At 48.9% G+C, this 15361-nt stretch carries 12 protein-coding genes; 8 read left to right on the plus strand and 4 right to left on the minus strand.

The genetic code is table 11. The features are described from left to right. Positions 1-11: 11 nt before the first annotated feature. Complete coding sequence (locus tag OCV29_RS18800; protein WP_073605054.1) at positions 12-851, minus strand: DMT family transporter; 840 nt, start codon at positions 849-851, stop codon at positions 12-14. 122 nt (positions 852-973) lie between these two features. Here OCV29_RS18800 and OCV29_RS18805 point away from each other — a divergent pair, with 122 nt between their 5' ends. After that, the gene (locus tag OCV29_RS18805; RefSeq protein WP_073605053.1) at positions 974-1849 is read left to right on the plus strand and encodes a LysR substrate-binding domain-containing protein; all 876 of its coding nucleotides are present in this window, start codon (positions 974-976) and stop codon (positions 1847-1849) included. A gap of 48 nt (positions 1850-1897) precedes the next feature. Here OCV29_RS18805 and OCV29_RS18810 read toward each other — a convergent pair whose 3' ends face one another. From OCV29_RS18810 to OCV29_RS18820, 3 genes are read right to left on the minus strand one after another with little or no spacing between them, the layout of a single operon-like run. After that, a complete protein-coding gene (locus OCV29_RS18810) occupies positions 1898-3298 on the minus strand; it encodes an efflux transporter outer membrane subunit (protein WP_073605052.1) in 1401 nt (466 codons plus the stop codon). A gap of 9 nt (positions 3299-3307) precedes the next feature. Continuing rightward, a complete protein-coding gene (locus tag OCV29_RS18815; protein ID WP_073605051.1) occupies positions 3308-5248 on the minus strand; it encodes a MacB family efflux pump subunit in 1941 nt (646 codons plus the stop codon). Positions 5249-5253: 5 nt separating this feature from the next. After that, positions 5254-6432: an efflux RND transporter periplasmic adaptor subunit gene (locus OCV29_RS18820; protein ID WP_073605262.1), complete on the minus strand. Its 1179-nt coding sequence runs from the start codon at positions 6430-6432 to the stop codon at positions 5254-5256. Positions 6433-7215: 783 nt separating this feature from the next. Between OCV29_RS18820 and rbsD the strand changes: the two genes are divergently transcribed. The 7 genes from rbsD to OCV29_RS18855 all read left to right on the plus strand — a co-directional run bounded on the left by rbsD (position 7216) and on the right by OCV29_RS18855 (position 15337). Beyond that, a complete protein-coding gene (rbsD, locus tag OCV29_RS18825; protein WP_073605050.1) occupies positions 7216-7635 on the plus strand; it encodes a D-ribose pyranase in 420 nt (139 codons plus the stop codon). 29 nt (positions 7636-7664) lie between these two features. Beyond that, a complete protein-coding gene (gene rbsA / locus OCV29_RS18830) occupies positions 7665-9170 on the plus strand; it encodes a ribose ABC transporter ATP-binding protein RbsA (protein WP_073605049.1) in 1506 nt (501 codons plus the stop codon). Then, the gene (gene rbsC / locus OCV29_RS18835) at positions 9167-10147 is read left to right on the plus strand and encodes a ribose ABC transporter permease (RefSeq protein WP_073605048.1); all 981 of its coding nucleotides are present in this window, start codon (positions 9167-9169) and stop codon (positions 10145-10147) included. The genes rbsA and rbsC overlap by 4 nt, the downstream gene beginning before the upstream one ends. Before the next feature lie 112 nt (positions 10148-10259). Further along, complete coding sequence (rbsB, locus tag OCV29_RS18840) at positions 10260-11138, plus strand: ribose ABC transporter substrate-binding protein RbsB (protein ID WP_073605047.1); 879 nt, start codon at positions 10260-10262, stop codon at positions 11136-11138. 232 nt (positions 11139-11370) lie between these two features. Next, a complete protein-coding gene (gene rbsK, locus OCV29_RS18845) occupies positions 11371-12288 on the plus strand; it encodes a ribokinase (RefSeq protein WP_073605046.1) in 918 nt (305 codons plus the stop codon). A gap of 16 nt (positions 12289-12304) precedes the next feature. Continuing rightward, on the plus strand, positions 12305-13318 hold the full coding sequence (locus OCV29_RS18850; protein ID WP_073605045.1) for a substrate-binding domain-containing protein: 1014 nt from the start codon (positions 12305-12307) through the stop codon (positions 13316-13318). Between the two features lie 348 nt (positions 13319-13666). Continuing rightward, a complete protein-coding gene (locus tag OCV29_RS18855) occupies positions 13667-15337 on the plus strand; it encodes a putative transporter (protein ID WP_073605044.1) in 1671 nt (556 codons plus the stop codon). Positions 15338-15361 lie beyond the last annotated feature (24 nt).

Here is a 15361-nt window from a genome sequence, read left to right on the forward strand (position 1 = left end):
ATTGCGGTCGTTTAATGCCGCATCATGATGACCCCCAGTGCAATACAACAAGCCGAAACCCAGCGCCACAAACTGACCGGTTCTTTCAGGATCACGACAGCAATCATTGTGGCAAACAGGATGCTGATTTCCCGGAGTGAAGCAACCAGTGCAATTGGTGCCTGAGTAAAAGCCCAGACGGTAATCCAGTAAGCTGCCAAAGACATAGCGCCGGCATAGAATCCGGGTTTCCAGACACGGAGTGAAGTGGGAAACAATTTGACGCGGCGTGTTGTCCGGGCATAAACCCAGATATTCAGCGTATCCAGCAAAATCAGGCTCAGAATAAACCCTGATGCTGTTCCGGCGACTCTGGCTCCCATACCATCAGCTAATGTATAGCTGGCGGTAAACAAAGCTGCTATCAAAGAGAAAAACAGCCCGGTATACCCTGTCTGTTTCGCATGACCTTTCAGGGCCATCACCAGTATACCGCCAGAGATCGTCAGTACTGCGATCACTTCGGTCCGGGAAAATGACTCGTGCAGAAAAAATATGGAGAAAAGTAACACCAGTAATGGGGCGGTGCCGCGTGCAACCGGATAAACCTGACTTAAATCGGCACGTTCGTAAGCTTTAATCAGAAAAATTTTGTAGCCAGTGTGCAAAAATGCACCAAGAACCAGCCATCCAAGTGAAGAAACCGATGGCAGGGGAACAAAAAAAATCAGACCGGTTATTGCAATCAACGCCTGAACATAAGAGAGCAGAAGGATGGTGGAGAAGCGATCGAGCCCGACTTTTACAACACTATTCCATCCTGCGTGAAGGAGGGCTCCGGATAAAATTGCGATAAATACATGTGTTTCCAAATGGGTTCCTTATCATCTTGGTTGACTGTGTTGACCTGATGTGATTATTTCATAAAAAGGCAGAAAACTGTTACTGATGAAATATCAGGTCAATGTTCTAAAAACTCACAAAGAGGGTGCCAATGAAGAGACATGCATTACCTTTGAATGCACTCCGGGCTTTTGAGGCGACAGCGCGTTTGGGCAAGATGAGCCAGGCAGCAGACGAACTGTGTGTCACCCATAGTGCGATCAGCCGCCAGATTCGCGGACTGGAATCTCAGCTTGGTATTCAGCTGTTGACCGGGCCACGCAATCAACAGATGTTAACCGAAAAAGCCAGCCAGCTTCTGCCCCGGCTGACTCTGGCGTTTGATATCTTAGAAGAAGCTGTGACCAGTTGTATCGAAGCTGAATCACAGGCGCTGAATGTGTCATGCCCCGGCACATTATCGATGCGCTGGCTCATTCCCCGGCTCTATGATTTTCGTGACCAGTATCCGGATACAGAAATCCGTTTAAGTGCCGGAGATGGGCAGATTGATTTACGACACGATAACATTGATGTTGCCATCCGGATTCATCATCAGTTTGATGAATCCCTGAATGTCACGCCCCTGTTCGCTGATTTTGCCGGCCCGGTTCTTAGTCCGGCGCTGTTGCCACCGGAGGATGGACTCTCTCTTGAAACGCTGTTGTCATTGCCGCGTTTGCATACCAGTACCCGGATGTCAGCCTGGAATGACTGGCTTAGCAGCCGGGGAAGAAAGGTTGAAAATACCGGCCAGATTTTCGAGCATTTCTACTTTATGCTGGAGGCCGCAACCTCAGGACTTGGCGTTGCCATCGCCCCGCAAATTCTGGTGAAAGATGATCTGGCCTCCGGCCGCCTGATTGCACCGTTTGGCTTTGAGCCCAATGGTCTTCATTATGCTGCGCTGACCCTGCCAACACCGCCCAAAGCGGTTTATCAGTTTATCAGCTGGCTGGCGCAGGCGTCGCGGGTGGAAGCGGGGTGATTGAAAAGCCGGTCAGGATAATGACCGGCCAGAGATGAGATAAACCTTTTATTTATCTCCGGTCACCGGGGGTGCGATATCACTGCCACCCAGCGCCTGATAAATGGTCGCCTGCACATTGAGCTGGTTATAGTGATTTTCCAGCAGCGATTCCTGTGCGCTGCGCTGGGTTTCCTGTGAATCCAGCCAGTTTTGGATACTGACGGCGCCATGACGGTATTGACTGGCGTAAATGCGCTCAGCGGCAGTCGCGGCATCGTATTGTACTTTCAGCTTATCTCCCTGATATTGATATTGCTGCCGGGCTGACAGCGCGTTATCGACATCTTCAAAAGCAGCATATAAGGTTTTGCGGTAGTTGACTACCGCCGTCTGGTAATCCACTTCTGCGATTTTCTGATTGATTTTCATCGTGTTCCATTGCAGAAAAGGCAGAACCAGATTTGCTCCCAGTGTACCAATAGGGTCGCGCAGTAAATCTCTTAACTGGGATGAAGAATCTCCGACAGAGCCAGTCAGCGTTAACGTGGGCAGATAAGAAGCGAATGTTGCGTCACTGGTTGCAAGGGCCGCTTTGAGTTCATAAAGTGATGCTTTCACATCCGGCCTGCGCACCAGCAGCTCCGCTGGTGCACCCGCCGCAATCTCTGGCAGCGCAGTGTCTGGCAGGGTTGTGATCAGGTTTTCCGGGGTTGAAGGGGCGTGGTTAAGCAGCACCGCCATCGCATTTTCTGACTCTCTTAACTGCTGTACCAGCTGGCTGCGTGTCGCCTGCTGTCCGGCCAGACTGCGTTTGGATTCAAATACATCTAACTCAGACACCGAGCCACTTTTAAACTGGCGCTGAGTCAGTGCCAGCGTTTGCCGGGCGTAAGCAATACTTTTGTCACTCAGCGCAATGCGATCTTTCAGATAGCCGATTTTCCAGTACAGGGAAGCGGTGGTTGAAACCAGGGTTTGTGCGGTACTTTCCCGGTCTGCTTCACTGGCGACGGCACGCCATTGTGCAGCATCAATTGTGGATGAGACGTGTCCCCATAAATCGAGCTCATAACTGAGTGACAGGGTGGTTGAATAATCCGAGCTGGTTGAGCCGGAATCCAGCAGGGTTGATTTCTTCGCTGAAGACGTTGAACTGACCGAAGGATAGCGATCGGTGGCTGATAAACCGGCTTGCAGCCGGGATTTTTTCAGCGTCAGGGTTGCCAGCGCTAAATCGTTGTTGGTCCGGAGTACCTGAGTCATCAAGCGGTTCAGTTGCTGATCATTAAATCGTTTCCACCAGGGATCCAGACTCACCTGAGAGTTCACCACTGTGGTTTGCCAGCTTGCCGGGATATCTACTGTTGGCGGGACGAAGTCGGTTTTTGTCAGTGAACTACAGCCGGACAACAGAATGGCACTGATGGCAATGCCCAGAACCGGAGATTTTAAATTACATGTCAACATTCGGTTTCCTTATTCTCTTGCCAGTGCTTCAACCGGATCAAGCCGGGCGGCATTTCTTGCCGGCAGAAATCCGAACAACACCCCAATCAGTGTTGAACATAAAAACGCAGCGACGATCGACGTGACTGAATAAACCATCTGAAAGTTACTGCCGAAATATGAGAACAAAATGCCGATGAGATAGGCCAGCAAGATTCCGCAAATACCGCCGCATAAACAGACCAGAATGGCCTCAATCATAAACTGACGCAAAATATCATTTTGCCGGGCTCCGACAGCCATTCTGACGTCGATCTCTTTGGTACGCTCAGTCACTGAAACCAGCATGATGTTCATCACGCCGATACCGCCGACCACCAGAGAAATCACTGCAATCGCTGAAATAAGCATCGTCATCGTCGCGGTAGTTTTTTCAATGTTTTGCCGGATGGTGTCTGTGTTTATGGTAAAGAAATCCTGTGTGCCGTGGCGCATTTTCAGCAACGAAATAATCGCCTGTTCTGCGGCGCTGCTGGGGGCATTATCATTCAGCCGTACCGTCAGACGGTTCAGATAGGTTTGCCCGACCATCCGGCCAGCAACTGTGGTGTACGGAATCCAGATTTTCAGAGCATCGCTGTTACCGAATGCCCGTTCTGATGGCTGAGTCACACCAATAATTCTGACGGGTAAGTTGTCGAGGAAAATCACTTTGCCGAGCGGATTTTCATCAGCGAACATCTCTTTTTTTGTATTACTGTCGATGACGGCTTCCTGAGCCAGGGAGGTCACACTTTGCTGATCCCAGAACTGGCCGGCAGCCAGCTGATAACCCCTGACCCGGAAATATTCAGGTCCTACACCTTCAACGCTGGCGCTGACGGCCTGATTGACATAGCGAATGGTTACACTGGTGCTGATCGAGGGGGTGACACTATCGACAAAGGGAAGATGTTTCAGGGCTTCGCCATCGGTGGCTTTCAGTGTTCTGACCCGGCCGGAGCGCCGGTCACCGAAGCCTTTCCCCGGCATCACGTCAATGGTGTTGGTTCCCATGGATGCAATATTCTTGAGGATAGCTTGCTGAGAGCCTGTGCCCAGTGCGACCACAGAAACAACTGAAGCGATACCGATAATAATACCGAGCATCGTCAGAAACGTTCTCAACCGGTGGCTGGACATGGCCAGCAAAGCCATTTTGAACGCTTCTGTGTAGCGATCCCAGTTAATACGGCGTTTCGGTGCCGGGGCCGGTGAGGGCAGGTGATTTATTTCCGGTGTATTTTTGTTCCGTTTATCGGCAATGATCTCACCGTCTTTGATTTCGATAATCCGATCGGCAAACTCAGCGACGTGCATGTCGTGTGTGACAATGACAATGGTGTGCCCGTCATGATGCAGCTCCTGCAATAAGGCCATCATGGCTTCGCCGCTGTGACTGTCCAGTGCACCGGTGGGTTCATCAGCCAGAATCACTTCTCCGCCATTCATCAATGCCCGTGCGACACTGACCCGTTGCTGCTGACCACCGCTGAGCTGGTTAGGTTTATGATCCAAACGATCAGCCAGTCCCAGGCGGGTAAGCAATCCACTGGCGCGCTGTTGTCTGGTTTTGCGATCTTTGCCGGCATAGACAGATGGCACTTCGACATTGCCGATGGCGGTTAAATCGCCCAGCAGGTGGTAACGCTGAAAAATAAAACCAAAGTGTTCCCGCCGCAGCCGTGCCAGTTCATCGTCATCCATGGTCGAAGTATCCTGACCATGAATGGTGTATTGTCCTTCAGACGGTTTATCCAGACAGCCGAGGATATTCATCAGTGTTGATTTTCCTGACCCGGAAGCGCCGACAATCGCGACCATCTCCCCCTGCTCAATTCGCAGGTTAACCTGTTTGAGTACAGTTAATTGTTCATCTCCGGCAGGAAACGACCGGGAAACGCCGTTGAGTTCAAGAATCGTTTTGGCCATATTGGTTACATTCCCATTGGCGGACGGCGGAACCGGCGGTTGGTAAAGGTATCTCCCGAAGGCATGCCCAGAATGATTTGATCACCTTCTTTCAGACCGCTGAGAATTTCAGCATTGACTTTGTTATTAATGCCGACGGTGACCGGACGATAGATAACCTGTCCGTTTTCAAGGACCGGAACCTGATAGCGGGTTTGTTTTTTCCCGGGTAAGCTTTGCAAGACCTGAGCAGGGACGAGTAAAGCGTTATCTGACTGACTGAGAATCACCGAAACCTGTGCTGTCATACCAATTCTGAGCGTACCATCCGGGTTATCCACATCGAACAGGCCGTTGTAATAGATGGCTTCAGAATCATTGGAGGTCATATCACTGTCATCGCCATCCATAGAAGTCGGGCCGGGTTCTATCGCTCTTAACGTTGCCTGATAGCGATGATTAGGCTGACCCAGAATGGTGAAATAAACAGACTGTCCGGGTTTGACGTGAATGACATCAGCTTCAGAGATTTCAGCTTTCACCGTCATTACATCCAGCTTCGCCATTTCAATAATCGTTGGTGTGCTTTGGTTGGCATTGACGGTCTGACCCGTTTCTACTGCGGTGTAAACCACGGTGCCATCCATTGGTGCTGAAATCTGAGTGTAGCCCAGATCGACTTTTGCAGAATCAACGGAGACTTTGGCCTGCTGTATTTCCGCATGGAGCTGATCCAGCTGGGCCTGATAGACTTTCAGGTTGGATTCTGCGGTTTCATAATCTGCTTTTGAGCTGGCATGATCAGCCAGCATGGCTTTCTGGCGGGTAAATTCCTGCTTTGCCTGCTGAATCTGAGCCTCTTTTGCCCGGGCCTGAGCATTCAGACTGTCCAGTGATGCCTGCGCTTTTTTCAGACTGTTTTGCTGGGTCAGGCTGTCTATCTGGGCGATCAGCTGACCTTTTTTGATAGATTCTCCCAGTGTCACCGGCAGGTTAACGATCTGACCGGAGACCTGAGCCCCGACACTCACCAGTTTTGACGCCTGAAGCATACCATTCGCCAGTACGATATTTTCAATATGTCCTCTTTTGACCGGTTCTGTCGCATATTCCGGAGGTGGTTCATGCCGGAACCATTGATAGTAAACGCCACCTGCGGCTAACAGCAGCAGAAGCAGGAAAAACAGGGTACGTTTCGATAACATTTTATATTCAACCATGCTGAACGGATTAACAGAATCCCGGACCGTTAGTGTTGCGGTTTTTTTGAGCGCAGGAGCGCCTGCAATCCATTGATATTGTTTTTGTTTAAATAAATTACCGTTTAAATGAATGACCGTGGAACCAGATTGCCGTGAACAACGTGAACAAGATGCTTTCAATAAAACGAGCCTGAACAAATTGCTCTGAACAAATTGGCTTCAACAAATCATTTTGAAAAATTCATCCTGAAAACAATGTGCCATAAGGGAAGAAAGATGAAAAGACACATCACAGAGGGATGTGAAACATCAGACGGGCAGACCGGCTTATTCCGGGATGAGCGAGTTTGAGCTGATCGCTGACTCATGATGTGAACAATTCAGTGCTGGCAAGGGTTCATACAGCTTTCGGCCAGATCATATCAGAGCGTGACTTACCCGTTCTTTGCAAAAAGAATAGCCGGGAGATTTACCTAAATTTACGTTGTTTTATTGGCTTAAATATGAGCAGTGATGACATTTTCAACACCGGATGAATGTATTGACGGGCCCTCCCTGATTATTGATTGATTTGTTATTTGAACAATGATCACCTTCAAGGTTTCCCTTCCGTTTTGTTTCTTCCGGACGATCCGCTTCACAAACCCGGCTCGAATCACTTTTCTTTACATTTTTTCAATGTATATTCTCATCGAAACGTTTCGATGGTTATTTTTTGGTCGATTTGTTGGTTTCAACCTTGATTGGTTTCAAAGTAAGAGAAGAACAGAAGACTGAGGGCATACGATGAAAAAAAGCAGTCTGTTAAATTCAGAATTATCCCGCCTGGTTGCGACGCTGGGTCACACTGATGAAATCACGATTTGTGATGCAGGACTGCCGGTCCCACAAACCTGTCAGCGTATCGATATGGCCTTAACACCGGGTGTACCGGGATTTATCGAGACCGTCAAAGCGATGCTGTCTGAATTAAAAATTGAGGGTGTTGTGATGGCAGAGGAATTCGCCGGCAAAAGTCCCGAACTCCACCAGGCGCTGTTAACCGTACTGGATGAAGCGTCACAAGAAACCGGCCAGCCGATAGAAAAAACGTATATGCCGCATGAAGCATTTAAAGACCGCACCCGTCAAAGCCGGGCAATTGTGCGGACAGGGGAATTTACGCCTTATGCCAATGTGGTTTTTCAGGTTGGTGTTGTTTTTTAGCATAGTCAGACAATGGTTGAGGTGAAGTCATGACACAACCCATTTTAGCGCTGCATCAGATTGAAAAAGCTTTTCCGGGAGTGAAAGCGCTTGATCAGGCCGGTTTAAGTGTATACCCGGGACGGGTGATGGCACTGATGGGAGAAAATGGCGCAGGTAAATCAACCTTGATGAAAGTGCTGACCGGTATTTATACCAAAGATGCCGGTGAGATTACCTATCAGGGGAAATCTGCTGATTTTAAAGGCCCGAAAGATTCTCAGGAGGCCGGTATTTCTATTATTCATCAGGAGTTGAATCTGATTCCTGAACTGACAATTGCTGAGAATATTTTTCTCGGGCGTGAGAAAACCAATGCGTTCGGGCGGATCTTGTGGCCACAGATGTATGCCGAAGCAGACAAATTGCTGAAGCGTTTAAATGTACGTCACAGTTCAAAGAAATTGTTGGGTGATCTGAGTCTGGGCGAGCAGCAGATGGTGGAAATAGCCAAGGCACTTTCGTTTGATTCAAAAGTTATCATTATGGATGAACCCACGGATGCATTGACGGATACGGAAACCGAGTCTTTATTTAGTGTGATTCGCGAGTTGCGATCACAAGGCTGCGGGATTGTATATATTTCTCATCGCCTGAAAGAGATTTTTGAAATTTGTGATGATGTGACCGTGTTGCGTGACGGAAAGTTTATCGGGCAGAAAGCGGTGTCAGCGTTGGATGAAGATCAACTGATTGAGATGATGGTTGGCCGGAAACTGGACGAACAGTATCCAAGGATCGATGCGGCTGCCGGGGACGTCAGTCTGGAAGTTATCGGATTAACCGGGTCTGGTGTCCGTGATGTTAGTTTTCAGCTGCATAAAGGTGAAATTCTGGGAGTTTCCGGGCTGATGGGCGCAGGCCGGACTGAGCTGATGAAGGTCATCTATGGCGCATTGCCCAGTGAAAAAGGCGTGATCAATCTCGAAGGCAAAACGATTAATCCAGTCAGTCCGCAGGACGGCCTGGCCAACGGCATTGCTTATATTTCAGAAGATCGCAAGGGTGATGGGTTAGTGCTCGGACTTTCGGTCAAAGAGAATATGTCTTTGTGTGCGCTGAATCATCTCACTCAGGGATGGCAAATCCGCCATCAGGATGAGAAAACTGCCGTTGAAGACTTCATCCGGCTGTTCAATATTAAAACACCGTCAAAAGATCAGATTATCGGCAATTTGTCGGGCGGAAATCAGCAAAAAGTCGCGATTGCCAAAGGGTTGATGACCCGGCCAAAAGTGTTGATTCTGGACGAGCCAACCCGTGGGGTGGATGTCGGTGCCAAAAAAGAAATCTATCAGTTAATTAATCAATTTAAGTCTGAAGGCATGAGTATTATTTTGGTGTCTTCGGAGATGCCTGAGGTCCTCGGGATGAGTGATCGCATTCTTGTGATGCATGAGGGACGTATCAGCGGTGTATTTGATGCAAAAGATGCAAATCAGGAAAACCTGCTGGCTTGTGCAGTCGGCAAGCAGTATCACGGGGAGGCAGCATGAATTCGAACTCTATGGAAAAACCGGTAATGTCTGAGAAAAAATGGTTCAGTAAAGCGTGGTTGATTGAGCAAAAATCTTTGATTGCGCTGCTTTTTTTAATTGTCGTCGTGTCTTTTTTAAATCCACACTTTTTCACGGTTGATAACCTGCTGAATATTTTACGGCAAACATCTGTGAATGCGATTATTGCCGTCGGGATGACACTGGTTATTCTGACTGCCGGGATCGATTTGAGTGTTGGTTCTGTGCTGGCACTGTGTGGTGCTCTGGCGGCCAGTATGATTGCACTGGAACTGCCGGTGATGGTCGCTGTGCCTGCGACATTGATTGCCGGGCTGGTGCTTGGCGGTTTGAGTGGTGCCATTATTGCCAAAGGTAAAGTTCAGGCGTTTATCGCGACGCTGGTGACCATGACTTTGTTGCGCGGTGTCACGATGGTTTACACCGAAGGCCGGCCTATTTCAACCGGATTTACGGATGTTGCAGATACTTTTGCCTGGTTCGGGACCGGTTATATGTTTGGTATTCCGGTGCCGGTCTGGTTGATGGCCTTCGTTTTCGGACTGGCCTGGTATCTGCTTAACCATACCCGTTTCGGGCGTTATGTCTATGCGCTGGGCGGAAATGAGTCGGCTACACGTCTTTCCGGTATAAATGTCGATAAAGTCAAAGTTGGTGTATATGCCATCTGTGGGCTTTTGTCTGCACTGGCCGGTATTATTGTGACGTCAAGACTTTCCTCAGCCCAGCCAACCGCCGGGATGGGATACGAACTTGATGCGATTGCGGCTGTTGTACTGGGTGGAACCAGTCTGATGGGCGGTAAAGGTCGCATCATGGGAACACTGGTTGGTGCGCTCATTATCGGTTTTCTGAATAATGCGCTGAACCTGCTGGATGTTTCTTCTTACTACCAGATGATTGCAAAAGCAGTGGTTATTTTGCTGGCAGTGCTGGTGGATAATAAAAACAAGTAATTGATAACAATTACACCATTACATGAATAATTAACACAAGTCATCGTGAAACGAGCAGGCGTTGCCGGTTTGCAAACCCTGCCCCTGCGGACATGAATAAAGGACAACAAATATGAAAAAAATTTCGACTTTCATTGCTACGGCATTGCTGTCATCGGTGGTATCAATCAGTGCTCAGGCACAGGAAACGATAGCCATTGTCTTATCCACACTGAATAATCCGTTTTTTGTCACGATGAAAGATGGCGCAGAAGCAAAAGCGAAAGATCTTGGTTATCACCTGATTGTGCTGGATTCACAAAATGATCCCAGCAAAGAACTCTCTAATGTGGAAGATTTGATGGTTCGTGGTGTCAAAGCCATTTTGATCAACCCGACTGATTCGGATGCGGTATCAAATGCGATCCGGATGGCAAACCGGTCGAAAGTGCCGGTGATTACACTTGACCGTGGTGCAAGCCGGGGGAAAGTCGTCAGTCATATCGCATCAGATAACGTTGCCGGTGGCGAAATGGCGGGTAACTTTATTGCAGATAAACTCGGTGATGGCGCAAAAGTTATTCAGCTTGAAGGGATTGCCGGTACATCAGCGGCCCGTGAACGGGGCGAAGGCTTCATGAAAACTGTGAAGAGTCGTCATTTCAAATTATTGTCCAGCCAGCCTGCTGATTTTGACCGGACAAAAGGTCTGAATGTGATGGAAAACATGCTCGCTGCCAATCCGGATTTGCAGGCTGCATTTGCTCAAAATGATGAAATGGCACTGGGGGCAATCCGTGCAGCTCAGGCTTCAGGCAAGAAAGTCATGATTGTTGGCTTTGATGGAACGGATGATGGGATTAAGGCGGTAAAACGCGGACAGCTTGCTGCAACGATTGCACAGCAGCCGGAGTTGATTGGTGCGCTGGGGGTTGAAACTGCGGACAAAATGCTCAAAGGCGAGAAAGTACCTGCAAACATTCCTGTGCCTCTGAAAGTGATCAGCCAGTAAGCCCGGTGCTTTCTGACTGTTTCGTTTGTCATTGCTCCACAATGATAAATCAGTATGCCCCTCGTTGTGGGGGCATATTTTTCACAGCCGGGTCAGCTATCTGTTTTTCCGAAGTTATTTTCCCCGGAGCTTTGTATTTTCCGGTTTGTGACGTTTTTTCCGCAATAGTGTGACTTCAGGTTTGAAAGGATATAACTGACTCAGACTGAAATGATTTTGAGGATAATTGATTATGGGTAAATTAGTCGTACTGGGCAGTGTGAATGCCGATCATGTGTTGCGTGTTCCTGCTTTTCCCCGTCCGGGAGAAACATTGCATGGTCGTGACTATCGGGTCATTCCGGGAGGAAAAGGTGCGAATCAGGCTGTTGCGGCTGCCCGTTTGGGAGCGGATACCGGATTTATCGCCTGCGTGGGTGATGATAGTTTTGGTGTTCAGATCCGGGAACGTTTTCAGCAGGACGGTATTGACGTTGCTGCGGTGAGCGTGATACCAGACTGCCCGACGGGCATTGCGATGATTCAGGTCAGTGATACCGGAGAAAACTCAATCTGCATTTCAGCCGAAGCCAATGGTAAAGTCACATCTGAATTAATCGATGATCATAAAGATCTGATTGAACAGGCTGATTATTTGCTGGTTCAGCTTGAAACACCGGTTGAGGGGGTTTTTCAGGCACTGGAATATGCATCGCAGCATGGGACCAGAGTCGTTCTGAATCCGGCGCCAGCCCGTCAGTTATCGGATGAGCTGTTGGCACGGGTTGACATGATTACCCCCAATGAAACCGAAGCGGAAGTGCTGACCGGTGTTGCTGTGGTGGACGAAGCTTCTGCGCAGCAGGCGGCTGAAGTGCTGCATGCAAAAGATATTGCAACGGTTTTGATTACTCTGGGCGCGAAAGGGGTCTGGGTCAGTGAAGCCGGTGCAGGACGTTTAGTTCCCGGATTCAGGGTTGAAGCGACAGACACAACCGCAGCAGGAGATACATTTAATGGCGCTTTGGTAACCGCCTTACTCGAAGGACAGACACTGGATGCGGCGATTATGTTCGCGCATGCAGCGGCGGCGATTTCAGTCACCCGTTTTGGTGCCCAGACGTCGATTCCGCAGCGGGATGAAGTGAATCAATTTATCGCTCAGCATTAATCAGGGAGTTATCTGCATGGCAACGATGAAAGATATTGCAAAACTTGCCGGAGTTTCAACATCGACGGTCAGCCATGTGATCAACAAAACCCGTTTTGTCAGCGATGAGATTGCCGATCGTGTTAATCAGGCGGCGAAGTCATTAAATTATACCCCTTCGGCGCTGGCCCGCAGTCTGAAAATGAACCGGACCCGGACCTTTGGTATGCTGGTGACGACCTCAACCAATCCGTTTTTCGGTGAGGTGGTGAAAGGGGTTGAACGCAGTTGTTTTCAGCAAGGCTACAATCTGATCCTTTGTAATACTGAGGGAGATGATCAGCGTATGCAGTCCTCAATCAATACTTTGCTTGAACGCCGGGTCGATGGGCTGATTCTGATGTGTCCGACTTTGGCCGGAGAACATATTGATGCATTTGATCGTTTTCCGGATGTCCCGGTTGTGGTCATGGACTGGGGGGCGATGCATTTTACCTGTGACAAAATTCAGGATAACTCACTCTCAGGTGGCTATCTGGCAACACAGCATTTAATTCAGTCAGGACACAGGCAAATCGGCTGTGTGACCGGCCCGCTAAACCGTAATCAGGCACTGATGCGTTATCAGGGGTATCAAAAAGCCATGCAGGATGCCGGGCTTGAGATCAAGCCGGAATGGGTGATTGAATCGAACTTTGAATCCGATGGCGGTTATGCTGCATACCAGCAGTTACATGCACAGGAAACATTACCCAGTGCGGTGTTTGTCTGCAATGACATGATGGCGATGGGATTGATCAATGCGGCAACCAATCAGGGCGTTGATATTCCGGAGCAACTCTCTGTCATTGGTTATGATGATATCTATATCGCAAAATATATGACGCCCTCTCTGACGACAATCCATCAGCCGAAATACCGGCTGGGAACAGCAGCGGTGGAAGCGTTGCTGAACCGGCTGAAAAATCAGCCCGGTGAGCCGCAGGTTGTTCATCTTGAACCTGAGCTGGTGGTGCGGGACAGTGTACGTGCATATCAGGACCGGGCGTAATTCTTTGGCCCTGGATACTGAACTCTCTGGCTGCATGGCAAGGGAATTTAATGCATGCTGATGCGCATTCATTCTGTTGAGTTCACACTTTATAACATTCCTCCGTCTCACCCGCTTCTAATCTTTTATTGTGTCGCCTTCATCAAATATGACCATTTCTCAAAGCGATAGACTTTGTCTTTATAATGCACTGAATGAATGTGTATATCCAAATGTTCCGTTCATGTTCATTCGTATCGGGTCTGTCAGCGACTGACATGCCGGGATTTCAATCGCTGATCGTTCTTTCACTTATCCCTGAACCCTGAGGTTGGTCAGGGATATCTCTCTGATAGCGGACAATAAATTATGGGTGAAATCGCACTTTCTTTACTGGTTCTGTCAGTTGTCGCGGTTGTCGGTCTGTGGCTGGGTGGACTGAAAATTAAAGGTGTTGGTCTGGGCATTGGCGGGGTGTTGTTCGGTGGTATTCTTGTTGGTCATATTATCAGTCAGTTTGGCTGGCATATTGATAATCATGCCATGCACTTTATCAAGGAGTTTGGCTTAATTCTGTTTGTGTACACGATTGGGATTCAGGTTGGACCGGGTTTTTTTGCATCACTCAAAAGCAGTGGACTTAAGTTGAACGGGCTGGCATTTGGTATTGTTTTACTGGGTGGGCTGACTGCCGTCATGCTGTATTTCGTATTTGATTTACCCTTGCATGTGATTCTGGGTATCTTTTCCGGCGCGGTCACAAATACTCCGTCACTGGCTGCAGGGCAGCAGGTATTGCAGGAATTAGGTGAAGCGACACATCAGACGGATATGCTGGGGCTGGGTTATGCGATGGCTTATCCATTTGGCATTTTGGGAATTCTGTTATCAATGTGGTTGATCCGGATTGTTTTTGAAATCAGTGTCGATAAGGAAGCCGAAATATATGACAGTAAAAGTGCCGGTAAAGTCAGGAATCTGCTGTCAGTGAATATCCTGATAGAAAACCCGAATATGAATGGGATGAAGTTTCCGGAGCTGGCGTCACTGGTTGGAGACGATATTGTTTGCTCCCGCGTGAAAACGCAGGGAAATCTGAAGGTGCCCGGTGAGGATACGATTTTAAATGTTGGTGATTATCTCCATTTTGTCGGGGCCGATCCGGAGAAGTTGCACCGGGCGATGGTCATTATCGGAAGTGAGGTCGCTGAATCTTTATCGACAAAAGGGACGATGCTTAAGAGTGACCGGATTGTGGTGACGAATGAAAAAGTCCTGGGAAAACATTTGGGAGAGCTGGATATCAAATACCAGCACAATGTGGTGATCTCCCGACTGAACCGGGCTGGTGTAGAACTGGTCGCGAACCGGGATTCGGTGCTGCAGTTCGGGGATATCCTGTATATCATCGGTCAACAGTCTGACATTGACGACGTTGGGCGTATGATTGGCAATAAAACCAGCCAGCTTCAGAATGTGCAGATGTTGCCCATATTCATTGGTATCGGACTGGGCGTTCTGCTTGGTTCGGTACCTTTTCAGCTCCCTCATTTGCCTGCGCCGTTAAAGTTGGGTTTAGCGGGCGGGCCGCTTATTGTGGCGATTATTTTAGCCAGAATCGGCAGTATTGGTCGTTTGTACTGGTTTATGCCACCCAGTGCGAATCTGGCTTTAAGGGAGATCGGGATTGTGCTGTTTCTGGCGGTTGTCGGGATTAGCTGCGGCGGTAATTTTTTTACCACCATACTGGATGGAGAAGGACTGACCTGGATGGGACTGGGCGTGGTGATTACATTGGTGCCATTATTAACGGTGGGGTTGCTTGCCCGGTTATCCGGAAAGCTGAATTATCTGACGATTTGTGGCCTGATGGCCGGGTCAATGACCGATCCACCGGCACTGGCGTTTGCTAATTCAATTCACGCCACCTGTGGCGCTTCGGCACTGGCTTATGCGACGGTTTATCCATTGGTCATGTGTTTGAGAATTCTGACGCCACAAATTATCGCTGTGTTGTTGTGGACGACCGGGGGCGGATAGCCGGAGTGCCGGTGCAGGCGGTGA

This window comes from Vibrio aerogenes (genome assembly GCF_024346755.1).
GTDB lineage: Bacteria > Pseudomonadota > Gammaproteobacteria > Enterobacterales > Vibrionaceae > Vibrio > Vibrio aerogenes.

Bases quoted from the DNA above. Each gene is read 5' to 3' on its own strand.
- OCV29_RS18805 (WP_073605053.1), top strand. From the start codon at position 974: ATGAAGAGACATGCATTACCTTTGAATGCACTCCGGGCTTTTGAGGCG.
- OCV29_RS18810 (WP_073605052.1), bottom strand. From the start codon at position 3,298: ATGTTGACATGTAATTTAAAATCTCCGGTTCTGGGCATTGCCATCAGT.
- OCV29_RS18815 (WP_073605051.1), bottom strand. From the start codon at position 5,248: ATGGCCAAAACGATTCTTGAACTCAACGGCGTTTCCCGGTCGTTTCCT.
- OCV29_RS18820 (WP_073605262.1), bottom strand. From the start codon at position 6,432: ATGTTATCGAAACGTACCCTGTTTTTCCTGCTTCTGCTGCTGTTAGCC.
- rbsD (WP_073605050.1), top strand. From the start codon at position 7,216: ATGAAAAAAAGCAGTCTGTTAAATTCAGAATTATCCCGCCTGGTTGCG.
- rbsA (WP_073605049.1), top strand. From the start codon at position 7,665: ATGACACAACCCATTTTAGCGCTGCATCAGATTGAAAAAGCTTTTCCG.
- rbsC (WP_073605048.1), top strand. From the start codon at position 9,167: ATGAATTCGAACTCTATGGAAAAACCGGTAATGTCTGAGAAAAAATGG.
- rbsB (WP_073605047.1), top strand. From the start codon at position 10,260: ATGAAAAAAATTTCGACTTTCATTGCTACGGCATTGCTGTCATCGGTG.
- rbsK (WP_073605046.1), top strand. From the start codon at position 11,371: ATGGGTAAATTAGTCGTACTGGGCAGTGTGAATGCCGATCATGTGTTG.
- OCV29_RS18850 (WP_073605045.1), top strand. From the start codon at position 12,305: ATGGCAACGATGAAAGATATTGCAAAACTTGCCGGAGTTTCAACATCG.
- OCV29_RS18855 (WP_073605044.1), top strand. From the start codon at position 13,667: ATGGGTGAAATCGCACTTTCTTTACTGGTTCTGTCAGTTGTCGCGGTT.